Below are 21783 nucleotides of genomic sequence, written 5' to 3'. Positions count from 1 at the left end.
CGGCACAGGTCAACGGGGCATCAGGCGCCGGGGTGGAGGCTGCCAAGGCGTTCGCGGTAAAGAGCATAGGCCGTTTCGTACGCCGCGACAGCCACCGGGTCCGGCTTCAGGGCACTGCTTTCATCCAGTGCCACATAGCGATCACAGAGGGATTGCAGCGAAACGCCCGGCCCGTTGGTACGGCTGTCACACCAGAGCGCCTGGATCGCACCGCCCAGCGCCGCCGCCTCGCCGATGCGCGGGCAGATCACCGGCACCTGCATGATGTCCGCCACCATCTGGCGCCAAAAGGCACTTTTGGCACCACCGCCGATCAGGCGAATCTGCTGTACCTCAATACCGGCTTCACGCATCAGGTCCAGCCCGTAGCGCAGGCCAAAGCTGGTGCCCTCCAGCACCGCACGGCACAGGTTGGCCGGCGTCAGGTTCTGCATGTTCAGCCCCAGCAGGCTGCCGCTGGCATCCGGCAGTGCCGGCACCCGTTCGCCATTGAAAAACGGCAGCAGGCTTATGCCTTCACAGCCGATGGGGGCCCGTGCCGCCTGCGCATTGAAGTCGTTCAGATCCAGCCCGAAGAGCTCACGCACCGCATTGGCGGCCGAGGTCAGGTTCATGGTGCAGATCAGCGGCAGCCAGCCATTGCTGGACGAGCAAAAAGGCGCCAGCAGCGCAGATGGCTGCGCCGGAGTCCGGTCGGTACAGGCATAGACAGTACCGGAGGTGCCGAGACTCAGGGTCACAATGCCGTCTGCAATGTTGCCGGTGCCGATGGCGCCCATCATGTTGTCACCGCCGCCGCTGGACACCAGCACCCGGTCCCCCAGGCCCAGCCGCGCGGCGACCCGGGGCCTGACCCGCCCCACCGGCTCATGCGCCTGGCGCAGCGGCGGCAGTGCCCGCTCCAGGGCGCCATCCGGGGCGATCAGCGCCAGCACGTCCGGCACCCAGCAGCGGCTACGGATATCGAAATAGCCGGTACCCGAGGCATCACCGTACTCGGCGGCGATCTCACCGCTGAGCCAGTAGTTGATGTAGTCGTGGGGCAGCATGATATGCGCAATGCGAGCAAAGGACTCGGGTTCGTGCTGCTTGAGCCAGAGCAGCTTGGACAGGGTGTAACCGGTGGCCAGCACCAGCCCCAGACGCGCCATGGAGCCCTCTTCGCCACCGAGCAAATCCAGCAGCTGCGCATTTTGCGGCGCGGTTTCGGTATCGCACCAGAGCTTGGCCGGGCGGATCACCTCGCCGCTGGCATCCAGCACCACCAGGCCATGCTGCTGCCCCGATACACCGATGCCGCGAATGGCCCGGCTATCTATACGGGCCTGGCCCAGCGCCTGGCGGTACGCCTGTTCGAAGGCGTCGATCCACCACTGGGGTTCCTGCTCGCGCCGCCCGCCAGCCTCGCTGATCAGCGCATGGGGCGCATAGCCCTCGCCCCGGATGGCACCCTGCTCGGCATCCAGGATCACCACCTTGGTGCCTTGGGTGCCGCAATCAATACCCAGATACATGCCCTGATTCATGCCTTCATTCATAGCTACCATAGCTACAGCCCCGTCTTCTGCATCGCCAGCACGGCTTGCGCTGTTTCCACCAGCCGCGGCACCGTAAAGCCGAAATGCCGCATCAGATCCTCGGCCGGGGCCGACTCGCCGAAGGTGCGCATGCCCATGACCGCGCCATCCAGGCCTACGTAGCGATACCAGCCATCCGGCTGCGCCAGTTCGATCGCCAGCCTCGCCCGCACGCCGGGCGGCAGCACCGCATCGCGGTAGTTCTGGTCTTGGCGCTCAAAACGCTCGACACAGGGCAGCGACACCACCCGCACCGCCACGCCCTGGGCACTCAGTTCCTCGGCACCGGCCAGCGCCAGCGCAACCTCGGAGCCGGTGGCCAGCAGTAGCAGCGCAGGCGTGCCGTCACAGTCGCGCAGCACATAGCCGCCGCGGCGGATCGCCTGCAGCTGCGCCGGGGTGCGCGCCTCGGCCGGCAGGCTCTGGCGCGACAGCACCAGGGCGCTCGGGCCCTCTGTGCGTTCCAGGGCGCAGCACCAGGCCACCGCGGTTTCGGTGTCGTCGCAGGGACGCCAGGTATCCAGATTGGGCGTCAGGCGCAGGCTCGGCAGCTGCTCGATCGGCTGATGGGTCGGGCCATCTTCCCCCAGACCAATGGAGTCATGGGTGTAGACAAAGATGTTGCGTATTCCCATCAGCGCCGCCATGCGCACGGCATTGCGGGCATATTCGGTAAACATCAGGAAAGTGCCACCGTAGGGAATAAAGCCGCCGTGCAGCGCCAGACCGTTCATGATGGCGCTCATGCCAAACTCGCGCACGCCATAGTGGATATAGTTGCCGCCTCGCTCCTCCACCGAGATGGATCTTGAGCCCGACCACTGGGTCAGGTTGGACGGTGCCAGATCCGCCGAGCCGCCCAGCAGTTCCGGCAATACAGGCCCCAGGGCTTCGAGCAGCTGCTGCGAGCTCTTGCGACTGGCCTGGGTGCGGGCGGCCTTCTGGGTGCGCTCGATCAGGTCGTTGTGCAGTCGATCCCAGTCCGCCGGCAGATCACCGGCCAGACGGCGCTCCAGTTCGGCGGCAAGCGCGGGGTGCGCGGCACTATACGCCTCAAGGCGCTGCTGCCAGCCATGCTCCAGCGCAGCACCGCGCTCGCGGGCATTCCAGCCGGCATAGACGGCTTGTGGCACCTCGAAGGGCCCATAGGGCCAGCCCAGAGCCGTGCGGGTGGCCGCGACCTCGGCGGCGCCCAGGGGGGCACCGTGACATTCATGGCTGCCGGCCTTGGTGGGCGCACCAAATCCGATGGTCGTCTTGCAGCAGATCAGGCTTGGCTGGGTGCTGTTGTGCCGCGCATCGCTCAGCGCATGCTGAATCGCCGCGGCATCGTGACCGTCCACGGCCTCGATCACCTGCCAGCCGTAGGCGCGAAAACGGGCCGGCGTATCGTCGCTGAACCAGCCTTCCACCTCGCCATCGATGGAGATGCCGTTGTCGTCATAGATCACAACCAGCTTGCCCAGGCCCAGGGTGCCGGCCAGCGAGCAGACTTCGTGGGAGATGCCCTCCATCAGGCAGCCATCGCCGACAAAGGCATAGGTGTGGTGATCGATAAGATCGTGGCCGGGGCGGTTGAACTGCGCCGCCAGGACCTGCTCGGCCAGCGCCATGCCCACCGCATTGGCCAAGCCCTGTCCCAGCGGACCTGTGGTGGTCTCGACCCCCGGCGTAAGGCCGTATTCGGGATGGCCGGGAGTACGTGAATGCAGCTGGCGGAAGTTTTTCAGCTCCTCCATCGGCAGGTCATAGCCGCTCAGATGCAGCAGGCTGTAAAGCAGCATGGAGCCATGGCCGTTGGACAGCACGAAGCGGTCGCGATTGGGCCAGGCGGGATTGGCCGGGTTGTGCCGCAGCTCATCGCGCCACAGCACCTCGGCGATGTCCGCCATGCCCATGGGGGCGCCGGGATGGCCGGAGCCCGCCTGCTGTACCGCATCCATGCTCAGCACCCGCAGCGCATTGGCAAGGGTCCGTCGGCTCAGGTCTGTTGCGGCCACATTCATGCCTGTTCTCCCCGGCCTGCGGGCGCCTGAATGGCGGCCAGCTGTTCGCGCAGCAGGGCTTCGAGTTTCAGCTGATCGGCCTCAAAACCCCGAATACCGTCGGCCAGCTTTTCGGTAGCCATGGCATCCTCGTTCATGTCCCAGCGAAAATCCGCTTCCCGGAGGGGCGCCGGGCGCTCGGCACGCTCACCGCTGTCGGCCAGCACCCGCTCGACCGTCCCGTCGGTATGGGCCAGCTCCTCCAGCAGCGCCGGGCTGATGGTCAGGCGATCGCAACCGGCCAGCGCCAGGATCTCGCCGCTGTTGCGAAAGCTCGCCCCCATGACCACCGTGGGGTAGGCACGCTCGCGGAAATAGCGGTAGATGCGTTGCACCGACAGCACCCCGGGCTCATCGGCCGGGGCATAGCTGCGCTCCGGGTCTGCCTTGCGGTACCAGTCCAGAATGCGGCCGACAAAGGGCGAAATCAGGAAGGCACCGGCTTCGGCGCAGGCGCGGGCCTGGGCAAAGCTGAAGATCAGCGTGAGGTTGCACTGAATGCCCTCTTTTTCCAGCACCTCGGCGGCACGGATGCCTTCCCAGGTGGAGGCCAGCTTGATCAGGATACGCTCGCGCGGGATGCCCGCCTGGGCATAGAGTTCGACCAGCCGGCGCGCCTTGGCAAGACTGGCTGCGGTATCGAACGACAGCCGTGCGTTCACCTCGGTGGAGACCCGGCCCGGCACCTGCGCCAGGATCAGAGTGCCCATGGCCACCACCAGGCGATCGCAGGCCTCGTCGACGGCCTCGTCCAGGGTGCCGGCGTGATCGCGCACGCCGTACAGTATGGCCTGCACCTGGGCATCGTAACTGCCCGACTGCACAGCCTTGAGAATCAGCGACGGGTTGGTGGTGGCATCCTGCGGCGAAAAGCGGCGGATGGTATCCAGGTCGCCAGTATCGGCAACTACGGTGCTCTGTTGTTTGAGTTGTTCCAGCAGACTGGCCATGTGGGACCCTCGTTAAGTTCTGTCCTGCCAGACAGTCACGCGGCCATCGAGGCCCAGGCTGTCCAGCAGCGATGAATGAATGTGATGTGCAATGGCGAACTGTTCAGGCTGCGGGTGTGCCCGGTCCGGTACGGCGATGACCTGCATGCCGGCGGCCCGGGCGGCAATCACCCCGTTGATCGAGTCTTCCCAGACCCAGCACTGCGCGGGCGAGCCTGCGCCCAGCCGCGTGGCGGCCAGTTCGAATACCGCCGGGTGCGGCTTGGAGCGCGGCACCTCCAGCCCTGAGGCAAATACCGACACGGGCAAGTTGTGGGTATGCACGACCGCCTCGATAAAGTGCAGTGGCGATGAGGATGCGATCGCCAGATCGATACCCTGTTGCGACAGTTGTCGCAGCAGCGCCAGCGCCCCCGGCATCAGGGGCGCACCCTGTATCGCTGCGCTCATGTGCGCCAGCATGGCCGTCAGCAGTTGCTGGGCGTCAACGCCGAGGCTGGCATGTCGACGGGCCATGCTGGCGCAGAATTCCGTCGTGCTGGTGCCCTGAAACGCCAGCAGTTCAGCCTGCGGCACCTCAAGGTCGTACAGCATGCGCAGCTGGGCTTTCTGGGCCGCCAGCCAGAGCGGCTCGGAGTCGATCAGCAAGCCGTCCATGTCGAAAATCGCAAACCGCTTTGTACCCACAGGCATGCTTAGTCCGCCATGACCAGATCGAGGGTGGCGCGTACCCCCAGGGTTTGCAGCCGTTCCAGCTGGCGCCTGAACGCCTGTACAAAGGCAGCGGACTGCGGAATACGCTGGCCGAATACGTCGTCCAGCGCGAGGAAGTTTTCGCACAGCCGGTCCGCATCGCTGATGGCCTGCGCCAGCCAGGCGGCCCGCGGATCGGGAATCGTATAGTGATTGCCCTGCTCGTCCACGCCCCTGAGATAATGACACCAGGCGGCGATGATCAGTGCGGTGCGATCCAGCGCCCTGCCCTGTTCAATCTGCCCCAGCAGGGTCGGCAGCACAAATTTGGGAAACTTGGATGAGCCATCGGAACAGAGGCGGCTGACCTGATCGCAGATCGCGGTATTGGAGAAACGCTCGATCAGGGTGTCCTTGTACTCGGTCAGATCAATGCCCGGCACCTCGACCAGCAGCGGCGTGACATCCTCATCCATGTAGCGGCGCACATAGCGGCGCAGCTGGGAATCCTGCATGGTTTCGTGGGCATACTGATGGCCCAGCAAGGCCCCCAGGTAGGCCATGGCCAGGTGGGCGCCGTTAAGCAGCCCAATCTTCATTTCCTCGTAGGGCGTTACATCATCGGTGAACTGCACCCCGACCTGCTCCCATGCGGGACGGCCGTTGCAGAACTTGTCTTCCAGTACCCACTGAATAAAGGGTTCCGCCACCACCGGCCAGCGATCTTCAATGCCGGTATCGGCCTGCAGCTGGGCGCGGTGGCTATCGCTGGTCATGGGGGTGATGCGATCCACCATGGCGTTGGGGAAACTGACCTGGGTGGCAACCCAGTCATGCAGCGCGCGATCACGCAGCGCGCAGAATCCCAGCAGGGCATTGCGGGCCACGTTGCCATTGTGCGGCAGGTTATCGCACGACATCAGCGTAAAGGGTGCGATACCGGCATCCCGGCGGCGCATCAGTGCTTCGGCCAGAAAGCCAAACAGGCTGATGGGGCTCTGGGGATGTTCCAGGTCGTGGCGAATCTGCGGCAGGCTGGCGTTGAACTCGCCGGTGCTGTCATCGGTGCAGTAGCCGCCTTCGGTCACGGTCAGCGAGACAATGCGGGTCTCGGGGGACGCCAGCCTGGCGATCAGGGCCTCGGCGCCATCGTCGGCCAGCAGGAAATCGCCGATGGCACCGATCACCTGTACCCCGGTGTCCGCGCCCTCACCCAGCTCCACCAGGGTATAGAGATAATCCTGTGCAGCCAGTGCCGACTGCATGGCTCGGTCTTCGGCGCGCAGCCCGACACCGCAGATGCCCCAGTCGTTAGCCATGCCCTGATTCAGCAGCCGTTCTGTATAGACGGCCTCGTGGGCGCGGTGAAAACCACCTACGCCTATGTGCACGATGCCCTGGCGGACCTGGCTGCGGTCATAGCCCGGGCGCAGCACCCTGGCAGGCAGCGACGACAAATTTTCAGCATTCAGTTTCATGATATCCGTTACCTCGGGCCGCAAAAGCCCGGATCGAGTCTGTTGAAGGGCTCAGGCCGCCTGGGCCGGGGTGCGCGGGCGCGGGATGGTCTTGCCGCTGGCATCGAACAGGTGCGCCTGGGACAGGTCCGGCAGCAGGCCGGCGTTCTGGCCATAATCGGCCATAAAATCCCCCGGCGCGCGCACGGTCATCATTTCGCCATTGGCCAGCTTGATGTAGCAGTAGGTGTCGGCACCCAGGTGCTCGGTGACATCCAGGCGCACCTTGAACGGGCTCTGATCGGCGCCGACCACCTCGATGTTTTCCGGCCGGATGCCGAAGGTGATGTCATCCCCTGGCTTGAGACTGGTGCTCTGGTGCGGCAGCTGGTAGTGCGGGCCGCAGTCCAGCGCCACGGTGACGCCGGCGTTGCTGACCGCCTTGACGGTGCCCTTGAGGAAGGCCATTTTCGGCGTGCCGATAAAGCCGGCCACGAACTGGTTCACCGGGTGGTGATAGAGTTCCAGCGGCGAGCCGACCTGTTCCACGCGCCCGGCATTGAGTACGACCACCTTGTCGGCCAGGGTCATGGCCTCGACCTGGTCGTGGGTGACGTAGATCATGGTGGCGTTGAGTTCCTTGTGCAGCCGCGCCAGTTCGAGGCGCATCAGCACGCGCAGCGCGGCATCGAGGTTGGACAGGGGTTCGTCGAACAGGAAGATCTTGGGATTGCGCACGATGGAACGGCCGATGGCCACACGCTGGCGCTGACCGCCGGACAGGGCCTTGGGCTTGCGCTCCAGCAAGGGGCCAAGTTCCAGCACCTTGGCGGCGTCCTCGACCTTGCGCTGGATTTCGGCCTTGTCGATGCCGGCCAGGTCCAGGGCAAAGGACATGTTCTTGCGCACCGTCATGTGCGGATAGAGGGCGTAGGACTGGAATACCATGGCCAGGTCGCGCTTGGCCGGCGCCACGTCGGTGATGTCGCGCTCATCCAGCTGGATGCTGCCGCTGGTGACTTCTTCGAGCCCGGCGATCAGGCGCAGCAGGGTCGACTTGCCGCAGCCGGAGGGGCCGACAAACACCACGAATTCGTGATCCTTTATATCCAGGTCGATGCCCTTGATGATGTGGGTATCGTCGAAGCTTTTTTTCAGGTTGCGAATGGTCAGATCGGACATGGGGAAAACCTCTTTCTTATTGAGCGCCGCCGGTTTGGTCACAGCAGCGTTAGTCAGCGTGTTGTTATTATTTATTTCACGGCGCCGAAGGACAGACCGCGCACCAGCTGCTTCTGGCTCAGCCAGCCGAAGATCAGGATCGGGGCACAGGCGAGCGTCGATACGGCCGACAGCTTGGCCCAGAAGAGCCCTTCGGGACTGGAGTAGGAGGCCACCAGCGCGGTCAGCGGCGCGGCGGACGAGGCGGTCAGGTTGAGCGACCAGAAGGCTTCGTTCCAGCTCAGGATCAGGGAGAGCAGCACCGTCGAGGCCAGACCGCCCTTGCTGATGGGCAGCAGTACCCGGTAGATTTCCTGCAGCGCGGTGGCGCCGTCCAGGCGGGCCGCTTCGAGAATGTCCTTGGGGATTTCCTTGAAGTAGGTGTACACCATCCAGACCATGATCGGCAGGTTGATCAGGGTGTAGATCAGCACCAGGCCGAATTTGGTATCCAGCAGGCCAAAATCCTTGAAGATCAGGTAGATGGGCACCAGCACGCCGACCGGCGGCAGCATCTTGGTGGACAGCATCCACAGCAGCGTCGACTTGGTGCGCTTGGTCTCGAAGAACGCCATGGAGTAGGCCGCCGGCACCGCCAGCAGCATGCCCAGCAGGGTCGAGCCAAAGGACACCACCACCGAGTTCCAGGCGAAGTGGAAGTAGTCGCTACGCGCATCGATATGCAGGTAGTTCTCCAGCGTCGGCGTGAAGAACAGCTGCGGCGGCGTGGCGAAGGCGTCGATCTCGGTCTTGAAGCTGGTCAGTATCATCCAGAAGATCGGGAAGAAGATGGTCAGCGCCACCAGCCAGGCCAGGGTGCCGAGCAGTACGGTCTGCAGTTGGCGGCCTTGTTTGAGTGTCAGCATGGTAATCTCCTACCCTTTATCTGTAAGGTTCTTGCCGATCATCCGGATCAGGATGAAGGCCGCTATGTTGGCGAGCAGTACCGCCACCAGGCCGCCGGCCGAGGCCAGGCCGACATCGAACTGCAGCAGTGCCTGGCTGTAAATCAGGTAGGCCAGGTTGGTGGTCTCGTAGCCCGGGCCACCCCCGGTGGTGGTAAAGATCTCGGCGAAGATCGACAGCAGGAAGATGGTCTCGATCATCACCACCACGGCGATCGGCCGCGCCAGGTGTGGCAGGGTGATGTGCCAGAAGATGGCGACGGGCCCGGCGCCATCGAGGCGGGCCGCATCCTTCTGTTCCTGGTCCAGCGACTGCATGGCGGTCATCAGCAGCAGGACGGCGAAGGGCACCCACTGCCAGGACACGATCAGGATGATGGCTTCCATCGGATAGGTGGCGAACCAGTCGATGGGCTCGGCACCAAAGAAGCGCCAGACGGCGGCGAACACGCCGGACACCGGGTGCAACAGCAGGTTCTTCCACACCAGCGCACTTACGGTGGGCATGATGAAGAACGGCGAAATCAGCAGTACCCGCACGATGCCGCGGCCCCAGAAGGAGGTATCCACCAGCACCGCAATCAGTACCCCGACGACGACACTGATCAGCAGTACCGAGCACACCAGCAACAGGGTGTTCGTCATGCCGGCGGTAAAGCCTTCGTCGGTCAGAAAGAAGTAATAATTCTCCAGGCCGACAAAGTCGTTATCGCCCGGGTACAGCAGGTTGTAGCGAATCAGGGAAAAATAGATGGTCATGGCCAGCGGAACCGCCATCCAGATCAGCAGTACTGCCACTGAGGGTGACACCATGGCCAGGCTGAGGCGGCTCTGTCGCTGACGCTCTTCATGCACGGTTACGGGGGGGGCCGAGGCGTGCGCCGTCCCCTCGGCTGGCAGACTTGAGATGCTCATGGGAAGTGCTCATTTTGTGTTATTAGAAGGGCCGACACGGCTGTGTCGGACGGACAGGCACCGAACGGTGCCTGTCCGCAGCGGTTTACTGGTAGTAGCGGGCGCGCTTCATCTCGCGCTCGGTGACGGACTGCGAGCTGGACAGGGCTTCGTCCACCGTCATGCTGCCGGCCAGGGCACCGGACACCAGCTTGCCCACCTGGGTGGCAATGGACTGGAACTCCGGAATGGCCGCAAACTGGATGCCGGTATAGGGCGAGGGCTTGAGGGTGGAGTCATCGGGATCAGCGCGGTCCATGGACTCCAGCGTTTTGGCGGCGAAGGGTGCGGCCGCCATGTACTCGGCATTGGCATAGGTGGAGGCGCGGCTGCCCGGCGGCATGGCGGCAATGCCGAACTTATCGGCCACCAGCTGGCTGTACTCCTTGGAGGTGGCCCAGGTCGCGAAGGCCTTGGCGGCGTCCTTGGCATCGGAGCTGGCCGGAATTGCCAGACCCCAGGACCAGAGCCAGCCGGCACCCTTGGTGGTGACCTGCTGCGGCGCCAGTGCAAAACCGACCTTGTCGGTCACCTTGCTCTGGGATGCATCGGTGACGAAGGAGCCGGCCACGGTGGCATCGACCCAGATGGCACATTTGCCGGAGTTGAACAGCGCCAGGTTCTCGTTAAAGCCGTTGGATGAGGCGCCCGGAGGCCCGTAATTGCCCAGCAGATCAACATAGAAGCTGATGGTGTCTTTCCAGGCGCTGCCGTTGAACTCCGGCTTCCACTGCTCATCGAACCAGCGTGCGCCAAAGGCATTGGACATGGCACTGACCAGCGCCATGTTCTCGCCCCAGCCCGCCTTGCCGCGCAGGCAGATACCGTACTGCTCCTGCGCAGGCTTATGCAGTGCCTTGGCAAAATCACGTACCTGATCCCAGCTCGGCTGCTCCGGCATGCTCAGGCCCGCGGCCTCGAACAGGTCGGTACGGTAATAGGTCATGGAGCTTTCGGAATAGAACGGCAACCCGTAGAGGGTGCCCTCGGACGACAGGCCGTTGCGCACCGACGGGAAGATATCCGCCAGATCGTAGTCGGCCGGCAGATTATCCATCGGTGCCAGCCAGCCTTTCTTGCCCCAGATGGGGGCTTCATACATGCCGATGGTCATGACATCGAACTGCCCACCGCCGGTGGCGATATCGGTGGTCAGACGCTGACGCAGCACGTTCTCCTCCAGTACCACCCATTCCAGCTTGATATCGGGATGGGCCTGTTCAAAGGCGCCGGACAGTTCCTGCATGCGGATCATGTCGCCGTTGTTGACAGTGCCGATGGTGACGGTGGCGGCCTGTGCCCCCAGGGACGCCAGTGCCATAGACGAGACAAGCAGCGAGGGAATCAAACGTTGTTTCATTGGGTTACACTCCTGAGCTGATACCGCGATCAGCTTTGTTATTATCTTTCTTGTGTACCCTCCCCTGTACATTCAGGTGATACAGCGGGGGAGCGAGGGTGAATCCATTACACGCTTCGCGGGGAATCAAAACAAATGCAAAAACCACCCAATTCCTATACTTTTTTGCACTCAACAACTATAGATGCCAATAAAAAATGATCAAAAAATAAATATAAAACCTTAATAATCAGCACTATATAAACTTTTAAAGAAAAGCACTGCCATCCCAAAGTGTACAGGTAATGAGCGTTGGGGTAGTCTGAGGCCTGTTCAAACCAGCACCCCGGGAGGCCCGTTCGCACCATGCCCAATCGTGCCGAGCGACAGGCGGATCCAGCCTACGAACTGATCAATCCCCTTGAGAATAGCTCCATCCTGTATCGCCAGCATGGCTTCCCCCATCCGCTGGTGCGCTGGCATTACCACCAGGAATACGAGCTGCACCTGATTACGGCAAGTTCGGGCAAGGTGTTTGTGGGTGACTACATCGGCAACTTCTACCCCGGCAACCTGATACTCACCGGCCCCAACCTGCCCCATAACTGGATCAGCCAGACCAATGATGGCGAAACCTTCGCGGAGCGCGACAAGGTGGTCACCTTTACCGATGAACTGATCCAGTCAGCCCGCTCGGTTTTTCCGGAGATCACCTCCCTCGACACCCTGCTGCAGCGCTCAAGGTTCGGTATTCAGTTTCAGGGCCCGGCGCTGATCAGCCAGGTCAGCACGCTGATGCAGGAGATATCGCAAAGCGAAGGCCTCAGACGACTGGCGGCGTTTTTGAGTTTAATGAGCCTGCTGGCGGAAACCGACCAGTACGCGCTGCTGTCCAGCGATCAGTACCGCCGCCTGGGCAGCGAAAAGAATCAGCACCGGGTCAATCTGGCGGTGAACTACATTTTCGAGCACTACAACCGCGACCTGAGCCTGGAAGAAGTCGCGGAGCATCTGGCCATGCAGCCAACCTACTTCTCCAAGTTCTTCCGCCAGGCCACCGGGCGGCGCTTGGTTGAATTTATCAACAGCCTGCGCATCACAAGGGCCTGTGACCTGCTGGCCCACAGCGACCTGCCCATCACCGAGATCTGCTTCTATGTGGGCTTCACCAACATCTCCAACTTCAACCGCCGCTTTCAGGCACTCAAGGGCATGACGCCGTCGGACTACCGCAAACTGACGCCGGTCGCCAGCGCGCCCTGAAGCTTGCCAACCACCGGGCTGGTAGCGCCACCCCGGCAGCAACCGGGCCGCCCGCCGGGACTCAAATGTGCCAAACCCGCTGTCAGCGCCCTTCCCAATCCAGCGCCGCCTGCAGCAGCTGCCTGAGGACTTGCCGGGTGGGTTGTGCCAGATCCGGGCGTAAGCCAAAGGGTTCGGTTTCATCCATATAGGCACATTGCGCCAGTTCCAGCTGAACGGCGTGAATACCCGCCTGCGGATCGCCATACTGGCGGGTGATATAGCCGCCCTTGAAGCGACCGTTAAAAACGTGGCTGTAGTCCTTTTGCTGCGCACACACCGCCTGCAACCGCGCCGCCAACGCAGGATTGCAGCTGGCACCACTGTTGGTGCCCAGGTTCAGGTCCGGCAGGCGGCCGTCGAACAGCCGCGGGACCTGCGAACGGATGGAATGTGCATCCCAGAGCAGCGCATAGCCGAACTCGGCCTTGAGGCGCTGCAACTCCGCCTGCAGGGTCTGGTGATAGGGCGTCCAGATCTCTGCCAGGTAACGGGCACGCTCCGCTGCAGACGGCGCCAGCCCGTCGCGGAACAGCGGACGGCCATCGAACAGCGTATCCGGGTAGAGCCCGGTGGTGGCCGTGGCGTACAGCGGCGTGTCGTCGGCCGGGCGGTTGAGATCGATCACATAGCGCGAATAGCGCGCCTCCAGCACACTGGCCCCCAGCGCGTCTGCAAAATCGTACAGTTCGGGAATGTGCCAGTCGGTATCGGCGAGACTCATCGCCTCGGGCACCAGCCCCGCCTCGACAGCCGGTGTCAGGCATGTACCGGGATGCGGCATGCTGATCAGCAGCGGCACTCGACCGCGCGTGAAATTTAGAACGTTCTCCATGGATACCTCCGTATGCTCTGTTTATGTTTGCGGATACTGCGTGGCAACCGGGCCTGCCCGTAAAACGGCTTGGCCGGCGTCACACGCAAAGCCGCTCCAGACCGGGAAAAAACGGGACCAAGCCGGCTGGCCGGGCTTCAGGCTCCAAATGTATATACAAATTACGTTGCAGGCCACTGAACATCACAGATGCCAACTCTGCACACCGCTTCGATACTATCCGTTTCGACACCATCCGATTAAAAGCCGTGCGGGCCGGGCTCAGAACAGCGCCTGCTCACCCGGTGCTAAAGGGGCGTCAATTCAATCAGGCAGCAGTTCACCGCGGCCGGCGCCGACAGCGTCAGCTCCAGCAGCTGCCCGTCGCCACCGATACCAAGACAGTCGTAACGCCCCAGAACACCGCAGTCGTCTCCTCGCCGGTTAACCTGCAGGCCCTCGCCGGTACTGAACACCAGGACGGTTGCTGCCGAGCTGAACAGCCGCTGGGCCTGCTCTATGCGTAACCACTGCAGGCGCGCGCTATAGCGCTGGGGCGCATAAATCAGGTTGAAATCACGGATTGCACCGTTCAGCAGGCGGCACTCCACCCGACTGTCTCCCGCGAAGGCATAGGGATCAAAGGCGCGCAACGGGCGAGAATCGGCACCGTCGACGCTCAGGCACATACCCTCTCCCTCCAGCACACTGATGATGCGCTGGTACCCGGCGAACGACGAAAAGGCGCCCGCCTCGTCGATATCCGCGATCGATACGCGCCAGCCAAACCCATCCAGGTTCACGCCGGCATCACGCATGATTTCCAGCGTAGTGCCTGCACCGTTTTTCCAGGGCATGCGTGGATACCCTGGCGCGCGCAAAAGTTGAATCATGATAGACATATTCCCTTCAGGCAGTGACGCATCCCCGGACACTGCAGGTACGTATTGAACAGGCGTATCGTTAAGCCCCATGATTGAGCGGTGAAAATAGCAGTTTACGCACCTTGAAAACACATGTATATATCTATGTATATACATTCAAAAGAACGAGAACCAGGATGCCAACCTATTACGCTGAACGCGCACTACTTCCACAGGGCTGGGCCGATGCGGTGCGCATCGAGGTGTCATCCGACGGCTTCATCCAGGATATCCAGACCCAGGCGAGCAGCGACGGCGCACACGCTCTGAAGGGGCCAGTGCTGCCGGGCATGCCCAACCTTCACTCCCATGCGTTTCAGCGCGCCATGGCGGGCCTGGCCGAAGTGGCCGGCAATCCGCAGGACAGTTTCTGGACATGGCGCGAGTTGATGTACAAGCTGGTCGGCCGTATAACCCCGCAACAGCTGGAGACCATCGCCTGCCAGCTCTATATCGAAATGCTCAAGGCAGGCTATACCCATGTCGCCGAATTCCACTACGTCCACCACGATCCGCACGGCCACCACTACGACGAACCGGCAGAGCTGGCCCTGCGGATCAGCCGGGCGGCCGAAAACAGTGGCATTGGCCTGACACTGCTGCCGGTGCTGTACAGCCATGCAGGATTCGGCGGACAGCCGGCACACGACGGCCAACGCCGTTTCATCAACGATGTCGACAGCTACCTCGGTGTGCTGGAGTCCATACGCGCGCACCAGAGCGCACACGCCTGTCAATCCACGGGGCTCTGTTTCCATTCGCTGCGTGCGGTAACACCCGAGCAGGTGACGCAGGTGCTGGCGGTCGAATCCAGCCGCTGCCCCATCCATATTCACATCGCCGAGCAGCAGCAGGAAGTCGACGACTGCCTGGCCTGGAGCGGGCGCCGGCCACTGCAATGGCTCTACGAGAACGTACCGGTGGATGATCGCTGGTGCCTGGTGCATGCCACCCATGCCACGGCGGACGAAGTGACGGCCATGGCGCGCAGTCAGGCCGTGGTCGGGATATGCCCGACCACCGAAGCGAATCTCGGTGACGGCATTTTCCCGGCGACCGATTACCTGGCCCAGGGCGGGCGTTTTGGCATCGGCTCGGATAGCCATGTATCGCTCAGCGTTGTTGAAGAACTGCGCTGGCTGGAGTACGGGCAGCGTCTGCGCGATGAAAAGCGCAACCGCCTCTACCGTCAGGACAACCCGGTGATTGGCCGCACGCTCTTCGACACGGCGCTGGCCGGTGGCGCCCAGGCGTCAGGGCAAGCCATCGGTGCGCTCGCCGTCGGCAAACGCGCCGACCTGCTGGTACTGGACCACAACGACCCCTACCTGGCGACCGCCCAGGGCGATGCACTGCTCAATCGCTGGCTGTTCGCCAGCAGCAGTAACCCGGTAAAAGATGTGATGGTTGCGGGGCAATGGGTCATCAAGGATGGCCACCACCCGCTGGAAGAAACCAGTGCGACCCGCTTCAAACAGGTACTCAAGTCGCTACTGGACGCCTGATGACCAAGAAGCAAACAGCATCGTTGACGCCCGGCGACGATGGGAGCCGGTCAATTGCCGCGAGGGCTAACCGAGGATGCCCGGATCACCAGGCCGGGTTTGGGGCCCGTCACGACGGTGCGCTGAGTCCGGCCATTGATATGCTCGAACAGCAGGTCAATGGCCAGGGCGGAAATCTCGTCCAGATGCAGATTAACCGCGGTGAGAGGCGGCTGGCAGCTTCGGGCCCGCAGACCGTCGTAGCGGGTCACCACACGGATATCCTCGGGCACACGCAGCCCCCGGGCCTGAACCTCCTTCACCACACCGACGGCAAAGGCATCCACCGGCGCACAGATCGCATCAATGCCAGGGTGACTCTCAAGTAGCGCCCGGCACGCCTCGCGACCGGCGCTTTCGCCGCCGGCTTCTTCGGCGCGTGCGATGATCACCGGCATATCCCGTGCGCCGACAAAATCCCGATACGCCTGCTCCATATCGACATAGGAATGACGCGGCTGAGTGCCGATCAGCAGCGCGGTGCGCAGGGCCCCCTGCTCCTCCAGGTGCTGCAGCAGGATGCGACCGGTCTCGTAGCCCTGCAGGTCGATATAGGGCAAGGCCTGATCTCCTTCTGGCTGGCGCCCGATAGACACCACCTTGACGCCGCGGCGCTGCAACTGTGTCACATTGCGATCATGGGCCGCCGGTTCAATCACCACGGCGCCATCGATATCCAGCTCATCCAGCAGCGCCTCTGCCGCATCCAGCGGCGGTACCAGCACCAGCGCCAGCCCCTGTCTGAGGGCGGCCTCCATGGCCGAGCCCGCAACTTCCATCATGAAACCCAGCCGCGATGGGCCGCCGGCCACGGAAAAGGGCATGGACGACACCAGGGCAATGGAGTTGGCTTTGCCTGTGCGCAACCGCTGCGCCCGCAGGTTGGGACGGTAGCCCAGCTCCTGCGCGATCTGCTTGACCCTCTCCCGCGTCCGGGGATCAACCTGGCCACGGTCATTCAGGGCATGGGAGACAGTGGTACGGGAAACGCCTGCCGCCCTGGCGACATCGGCAATGGTCAAACGGGACGGGGCACGAAGGGGGGATTCAGACATGGGGCACTCGAATTCGGGCTGCACAGCGTCTGAGTATACCCAAACCGGCCGCCGTTCTAAATCGATTTGGCATACGTGAGCCCCAGAGCTATCCGGTACTCCTTCCCCCTGTAACAGAAGCGGTTGACAGAAATCATTAACGGAGGTACGTTAACCAAATCGATTTAGGCCACGACGAAATGCAACCAAAATCGATTTATGCATGCCTACCCTTTAGGTTTTCGGGTTTCAGGACCCCGTATCTGCTTTTTCTGCCGGAAAGAGGTACGGGGAATTTTTTACCTCCAACCCAAATCGATTTGGTCAGTGCCGTGCAGCAACATGCTTTGATGCCTTAACGCCGACAATAAATACAAAGGAAAATCAAAATGTTAAACACAGATGCCGTGGGCAAGACTGCCCCCGTGGATGAAAAGCTGCCATTACGAACACTGCTCGCCTTCGGCTTGCAGCACGTGCTGGTTATGGCCGCCTCCCCCATCGCCTCGGTCTTCCTGATGTCCAGAATCCTGGGCTTCGATGCCGACCTCACCGCCAGCCTGCTCAGCGCCACCTTTCTGATCTGCGGTCTGGGCACCTTGCTACAGTCTATTGGCTACGCGGGTTTTGGTTCCCGCCTGCCATTTATCATGCTGCCAGGCGGTGCCCCGATCATTCTGTTTATTCAGATTGCACAGCAGTACGACGCAGCGACGGCGTCGGGCGCGGTCATTCTGACCGGTCTGTTCTATTTTGTCGTGCTACCGGTGTTCAAGCGCCTGCTGAGGTTCTTCCCGTCCATGGTCATAGGCACCATGTTGCTGTTGGTGGGTGTCAACCTGGTGAAAATCCTGGGCCTGCTGATCGTTGGCAGAAACCCTGAAGCGCCCGACTTTGCCGACCCCGGCAATATCTTCCTGGCCTTCGCGACCATTGTACTGACAGTACTGATGGCCCGCTTTCTGACCGGCATATTCAAGCAACTGGCCATTCTCGGCGGCCTGATCGGCGGCACCCTGATCGCCTTCATGACCGGCGCCATGCATACCGAGAACTTCAGCCTCACACCCCTGGTCGGCGTACCCCAGGTACTGCCTTTTGGCATGCCCACCTTTGATATTATCGCTGCCCTGCCGCTGATGATTTTCTGCATGATCTCCATGGTGGAAGCCACCGGTCAGACCGTGGCCATCAGCGAGGTGGTCGGCAAGGAGCTCGACAAGGAACGGGACGTTGCCAGCACCATCCGCGGTGACGCCATTATCTCCTTTCTGGGCGGCTTCTTTGGTACCTCGCTGATCATCACCAGCGGTGAAAATATCGGCGTGGTTCAGGCAACCGGCATCCGCTCGCGCTGGGTCACCGTAGCCGCCGGCTGCATGCTGATTGTCATTTCGTTTCTGGCACCCTTTACCAGCGCCATTCAGGTCATACCCGATGCCGTGATCGGCGGCACCGGGCTGGTGCTCTTTGCCATCGTCGGCGTCATGGGCATTGAAATGCTGCGCCGTACCGACCTGCGCGACAGCGCCAACATGTATGTTGTTGCGGTCGCCCTGGCGGTGGGTCTGTTTCCGATCCTGGTACCCGGCGCCTACAGCAATTTCCCGACCGGCATCGCCGCCTTCCTGGGCAACGGTGTCGCCGCCGGCGCCATTACGGCCGCAGTCCTGAATGCGATCTTTCATCACACCCAGTCTGCGCCTGAACCTAAGCCTGCCCCGCTGGAAAAGACCATCCAGTCGCAGAACTGATCCCGCTCGGACAACCGCAGGGCCAAGGCACCGGCGGGACCCAGGTCCCGTCGGCGCCCGCTACATACTCTCAATGAACACACTGGCGGAATTCCAATGACAGCTCCCTTCTCCCCCAACAACTTTAACGCGCCCGAACAGATTCTGGCCCCCGAGTGGCTTTTGCTCCGGGACAAGCCGGTACAGGGCCAGGCCATCCTGGTTAGCCAGGGGAACATCAGCGCCGTTGGCAGCGTCGCCGAACTGCAGCGCCAGGCGCCCGCTGTGCCGCTGCTGTCGCTGCCTGGCCGCCTGATCATGCCCGGCTTTATCGATACCCATCACCACCTGACCCAGGCCTTTGGCAAGGCGCTGGTGTTTGGCGAACCGTCGGAGATATTTCGCCGTGTCTGGGTGCCTCTGGAAGCGAGCCTTGATGAAAATTTCCTCTATCTGAGCAGCAAGCTGGCGGCACTGGAAGCCCTGCGCGGCGGCTTTACCACCGTCTGCGATGCCGGCACCCGCTCTTCCGCGGCACTGAGCAGCATTGCCCGCGCCACCGAGGAAGCCGGCATTCGCTGCGTGCTCGGCATGGTCTGCAATGACAAGCAGGGCACGACGCTGCTGGACAAGAACAGCATCCTCGCCAGGGCCGACCAGCATATCAGTGCCTGGCAGGGGTCCGGCCACCTGGTCAGCCCTTCCCTGGCCATCCCCATACCCGAGATTGCAACCGATGAAATGCTGCACGCCGTTTCGTCTCTGTGTCGTGAAGCCGGCATCATCTTTCAGACCCATGCCAATGAACACCTGGTGGCGGTTGAGCGCTCACTGGAGCAGCGCGGCCAGCGTCCTGTTGAACATCTGTATCACGCCGGCGCTCTGGGCCCCCAGACACTGCTGGCCCACGCTACCCTGCTGACGCCAACTGAAATCCACATGATTCAGCAGACCGATACCGCCGTCTCCTACAACCCGGTGGCCAGTGCCTGGAAAGGCAATGCCGTGGCCCAGGCCGAGCTGATGCACGCCTTCAATATCCGCCTGGGGCTGGGCACCGATGGTACCCGCAGTGATGGCTTTCGCCTGATGGATTACGCCGAGGCCGCCCAGCGCTTTGCCTTCGGCATGGCCGCCGGCGACTCATCCTGTGGCGGTGGCTGGCCCTGGCTGGAGAAGGCCACCCTGGGCGGCGCCGACGTGCTCGGGCTGGGCCGCAAAACCGGCGAAATTGCCGCCGGCCGGGCGGCCGACTTCCTGCTGATTGATCTGGAGGTTCCGGAGATGGTGCCATCCTGGGATCTGAGCTGGGAGCTGGTGCGCCTGGCCAACCGTGACCAGATCGAAGGCGTCTTTGTCGATGGCAAACTGCGGCTATGGCAGGGCTGGCCGCTGGACTGGGACGCCCGGGCGCTGATGCGCCAGGTCAGCGCAGAGGCCAAAGCCGGTGTTGCCGGGGCCCCGATCCAGAAAATCCACAGCTTCTCGGATCAGCACCGGCAGCAGCATGCCGAACGTAGCCGCCGGAACCCGGGCAGCCAAGGCCCGGCCGATACCCTTGCCGCAGCATGCAGCGGCTGATAGCCACAGGTTTTCCTCAATCTGCAACACAGGATGAATCTCCCCTATGAACCCGGAAATTTTTGGCTGGCTGGCGCTGGCCGTGGCCAGCGGCGCCTTTATACAGGGCAGCACCGGCATGGGCTTCGCGCTTATCGTCGCCCCGGTGCTGGGCATTTTGCAGCCGTCGCTGCTGCCGGTCGGCTTGCTGGTACTGATGCTGCCCCTTAATGCCGCCGTTGCCTGGCGCGAACGCGATGCCATTGACCTGATGGGCACCAAGTGGATAACGCTGGGGCGGGTGCTGGGGACCTTTGGCGGTCTCTGGGTGCTGATCGTACTGCCGCTCAATTACCTGAACATTCTGATCGGTGTATCGACCATTGCGGCCTCGGTCGCCACCTGGCTGGCACCGGTTTTCTCCCCCGGCAAGCGGGCTTTCGTCTCCACCGGCGTTATCACCGGCATCACCGAAACAGCGACCGGCATTGGCGGCCCGCCCCTGGCGCTGGTGTACCAGCATATGCCGGTGGCGACACTGCGGGCCTCGGTCGCGCTCTGCTTCCTGATTGGTGAAATTGTCTCGCTGGCGGTACTGGCCGGAAGCGGCCATCTGGAATCATCCGGCATTACCCCCATGCTCTGGCTGCTGCCCGCCCTGCTGGCCGGCATGCTGCTGAGCCACCTGGTGCACAAATCCATCAACGGCCGCTTTCTGCGCAACTTCGTGATGGTGTTTGCGATCACCTCGGGCTTTTTTGTGCTGCTGAATTGAGGCAATGAACACTGGATCCCCGGCCGGGGATCCGGCGATGCACTCAGGGTGCCGCCCTGAAGCGCAATGTTCCTCCCTCGTCTTCAAGCCCCAGCAGCAGCTCGCCGTTTTCGACGCGAAAGCTTTCCACCTTCTCCAATGCCTGGCCGTAAACGGCATCCAAAGACCCCGGCAAGCAGACCATCATCGTCGTGGCGACGGGGCCGATTGTTAGCCTGCCATCACTAATCTCGTAGCTGCCGTGCCCCCGGTTGCAATCAAACTGCGCCTGCACCCTGCCATCCGGCTGCAGCGCCAGGGTATAGCGCTCCGGCTGTGCGACCTCGAGCATTTCCCTCGGCGTGGTTTTCGACAACCACTGCCAGCTGGTGCCCTGGGCGCTGCCGGGATCGGTCGCCACCCCCTCCTGCATCAGGCCCTCTTCCATCATGCCGCTGTGCTGCGCACAACCGGCACCCAGCGCCATGACCACTGCCAAACAGAAGCTTCTGACCGTCACGCTATTTAACATATGCTTACTTCCCTTGCTGATATTCCACGGAACGGCTTTCGAGCCGCCTCACTAAAGAGTCACTATAGGCCCTGTTGGCGTTTGCGGATGCGTTCTGTTGCTCTGCAAAATCCCTCAGACAATGAAGCGGACGACGCTCAGGGTGGCTCCCTTTGCAAGTTCGCTGAAGCCGTATGATGCGTTTTGCAGAGCAACCCCTTCCGCGCAGGACATATCCTGCAAACGTCAACAGGGCCTACTTACAGTTTGGAAGGGGTTAGTTCTGAGTGTCGCTGGCACCGGCTCGCCTGAGGCCGGGAAATAGCCGTTGCGGGTCACAAAGCAGTGGTTGCTGGATCTACGGCAGTTCGTGCAGCCGTTGGGCTACCCCATGACAGCAAAAACTCGCCGGACTGACCGATCAGCAATGGCGTGACCGGCCAAAAGTGGTTTGGCGGTGAGTATAT

At 62.3% G+C, this 21783-nt stretch carries 18 protein-coding genes; 5 read left to right on the top strand and 13 right to left on the bottom strand.

The features are described 5' to 3' along the window. Positions 1–20 precede the first annotated feature (20 nt). The 9 genes from xylB to MRS74_RS11585 all read right to left on the bottom strand — a co-directional run bounded on the left by xylB (position 21) and on the right by MRS74_RS11585 (position 11162). Positions 21–1514: a xylulokinase gene (gene xylB, locus MRS74_RS11625; protein ID WP_254580503.1), complete on the bottom strand. Its 1494-nt coding sequence runs from the start codon at positions 1512–1514 to the stop codon at positions 21–23. A gap of 35 nt (positions 1515–1549) precedes the next feature. Then, the gene (gene tkt / locus MRS74_RS11620) at positions 1550–3583 is read right to left on the bottom strand and encodes a transketolase (RefSeq protein WP_254580454.1); all 2034 of its coding nucleotides are present in this window, start codon (positions 3581–3583) and stop codon (positions 1550–1552) included. Beyond that, positions 3580–4572 (bottom strand): transaldolase, encoded by a 993-nt coding sequence (gene tal / locus MRS74_RS11615; RefSeq protein ID WP_254580453.1) that lies wholly within the window; start codon positions 4570–4572, stop codon positions 3580–3582. The genes tkt and tal overlap by 4 nt, the downstream gene beginning before the upstream one ends. A gap of 12 nt (positions 4573–4584) precedes the next feature. Next, on the bottom strand, positions 4585–5265 hold the full coding sequence (locus tag MRS74_RS11610; RefSeq protein ID WP_254580452.1) for an HAD family hydrolase: 681 nt from the start codon (positions 5263–5265) through the stop codon (positions 4585–4587). A 2-nt stretch (positions 5266–5267) separates the two neighbouring features. Then, the gene (locus tag MRS74_RS11605) at positions 5268–6743 is read right to left on the bottom strand and encodes a mannitol dehydrogenase family protein (protein ID WP_254580451.1); all 1476 of its coding nucleotides are present in this window, start codon (positions 6741–6743) and stop codon (positions 5268–5270) included. Positions 6744–6794: 51 nt separating this feature from the next. Continuing rightward, entirely contained in the window at positions 6795–7904 is a 1110-nt protein-coding gene (locus MRS74_RS11600) for an ABC transporter ATP-binding protein (RefSeq protein ID WP_254580450.1), read from the bottom strand. Between the two features lie 71 nt (positions 7905–7975). Continuing rightward, a complete protein-coding gene (locus tag MRS74_RS11595) occupies positions 7976–8809 on the bottom strand; it encodes a carbohydrate ABC transporter permease (RefSeq protein ID WP_254578486.1) in 834 nt (277 codons plus the stop codon). A gap of 9 nt (positions 8810–8818) precedes the next feature. Next, complete coding sequence (locus tag MRS74_RS11590; RefSeq protein WP_254580502.1) at positions 8819–9661, bottom strand: carbohydrate ABC transporter permease; 843 nt, start codon at positions 9659–9661, stop codon at positions 8819–8821. A 187-nt stretch (positions 9662–9848) separates the two neighbouring features. Next, positions 9849–11162 (bottom strand): ABC transporter substrate-binding protein, encoded by a 1314-nt coding sequence (locus MRS74_RS11585; protein WP_254580449.1) that lies wholly within the window; start codon positions 11160–11162, stop codon positions 9849–9851. A gap of 345 nt (positions 11163–11507) precedes the next feature. Between MRS74_RS11585 and MRS74_RS11580 the strand changes: the two genes are divergently transcribed. After that, positions 11508–12404: an AraC family transcriptional regulator gene (locus tag MRS74_RS11580; RefSeq protein WP_254580448.1), complete on the top strand. Its 897-nt coding sequence runs from the start codon at positions 11508–11510 to the stop codon at positions 12402–12404. Between the two features lie 82 nt (positions 12405–12486). Here MRS74_RS11580 and hutG read toward each other — a convergent pair whose 3' ends face one another. Both hutG and MRS74_RS11570 read right to left on the bottom strand, forming a co-directional pair. Then, positions 12487–13278 (bottom strand): N-formylglutamate deformylase, encoded by a 792-nt coding sequence (gene hutG, locus MRS74_RS11575; RefSeq protein ID WP_254580447.1) that lies wholly within the window; start codon positions 13276–13278, stop codon positions 12487–12489. A gap of 287 nt (positions 13279–13565) precedes the next feature. After that, complete coding sequence (locus tag MRS74_RS11570) at positions 13566–14150, bottom strand: HutD/Ves family protein (protein ID WP_254580446.1); 585 nt, start codon at positions 14148–14150, stop codon at positions 13566–13568. Positions 14151–14317: 167 nt separating this feature from the next. On the opposite strand from MRS74_RS11570, the gene MRS74_RS11565 reads away from it, so the two are divergent. Continuing rightward, the gene (locus MRS74_RS11565) at positions 14318–15685 is read left to right on the top strand and encodes a formimidoylglutamate deiminase (RefSeq protein ID WP_254580445.1); all 1368 of its coding nucleotides are present in this window, start codon (positions 14318–14320) and stop codon (positions 15683–15685) included. Positions 15686–15735: 50 nt separating this feature from the next. Here the strand turns inward: MRS74_RS11565 and MRS74_RS11560 are convergent, their stop codons facing one another. Next, positions 15736–16779: a LacI family DNA-binding transcriptional regulator gene (locus tag MRS74_RS11560; RefSeq protein WP_254580444.1), complete on the bottom strand. Its 1044-nt coding sequence runs from the start codon at positions 16777–16779 to the stop codon at positions 15736–15738. Positions 16780–17147: 368 nt separating this feature from the next. Here MRS74_RS11560 and MRS74_RS11555 point away from each other — a divergent pair, with 368 nt between their 5' ends. The 3 genes from MRS74_RS11555 (at position 17148) to MRS74_RS11545 (ending at position 20826) form a co-directional block, all read left to right on the top strand. Then, positions 17148–18512 (top strand): uracil-xanthine permease family protein, encoded by a 1365-nt coding sequence (locus MRS74_RS11555; RefSeq protein ID WP_254580443.1) that lies wholly within the window; start codon positions 17148–17150, stop codon positions 18510–18512. A 96-nt stretch (positions 18513–18608) separates the two neighbouring features. After that, entirely contained in the window at positions 18609–20072 is a 1464-nt protein-coding gene (locus MRS74_RS11550) for an amidohydrolase family protein (RefSeq protein WP_254580442.1), read from the top strand. A gap of 46 nt (positions 20073–20118) precedes the next feature. Then, positions 20119–20826, top strand: coding sequence for a sulfite exporter TauE/SafE family protein (locus MRS74_RS11545; protein ID WP_254580441.1), 708 nt, complete (start codon positions 20119–20121; stop codon positions 20824–20826). Positions 20827–20869: 43 nt separating this feature from the next. Here the strand turns inward: MRS74_RS11545 and MRS74_RS11540 are convergent, their stop codons facing one another. Then, on the bottom strand, positions 20870–21337 hold the full coding sequence (locus MRS74_RS11540) for an META domain-containing protein (protein WP_254580440.1): 468 nt from the start codon (positions 21335–21337) through the stop codon (positions 20870–20872). Positions 21338–21783 lie beyond the last annotated feature (446 nt).

It is taken from the genome of Marinobacterium sedimentorum (assembly GCF_024267675.1).
GTDB classification, from domain to species: domain Bacteria; phylum Pseudomonadota; class Gammaproteobacteria; order Pseudomonadales; family Balneatricaceae; genus Marinobacterium_A; species Marinobacterium_A sedimentorum.
This window is presented reverse-complemented; position numbering and strand designations above follow the sequence as displayed.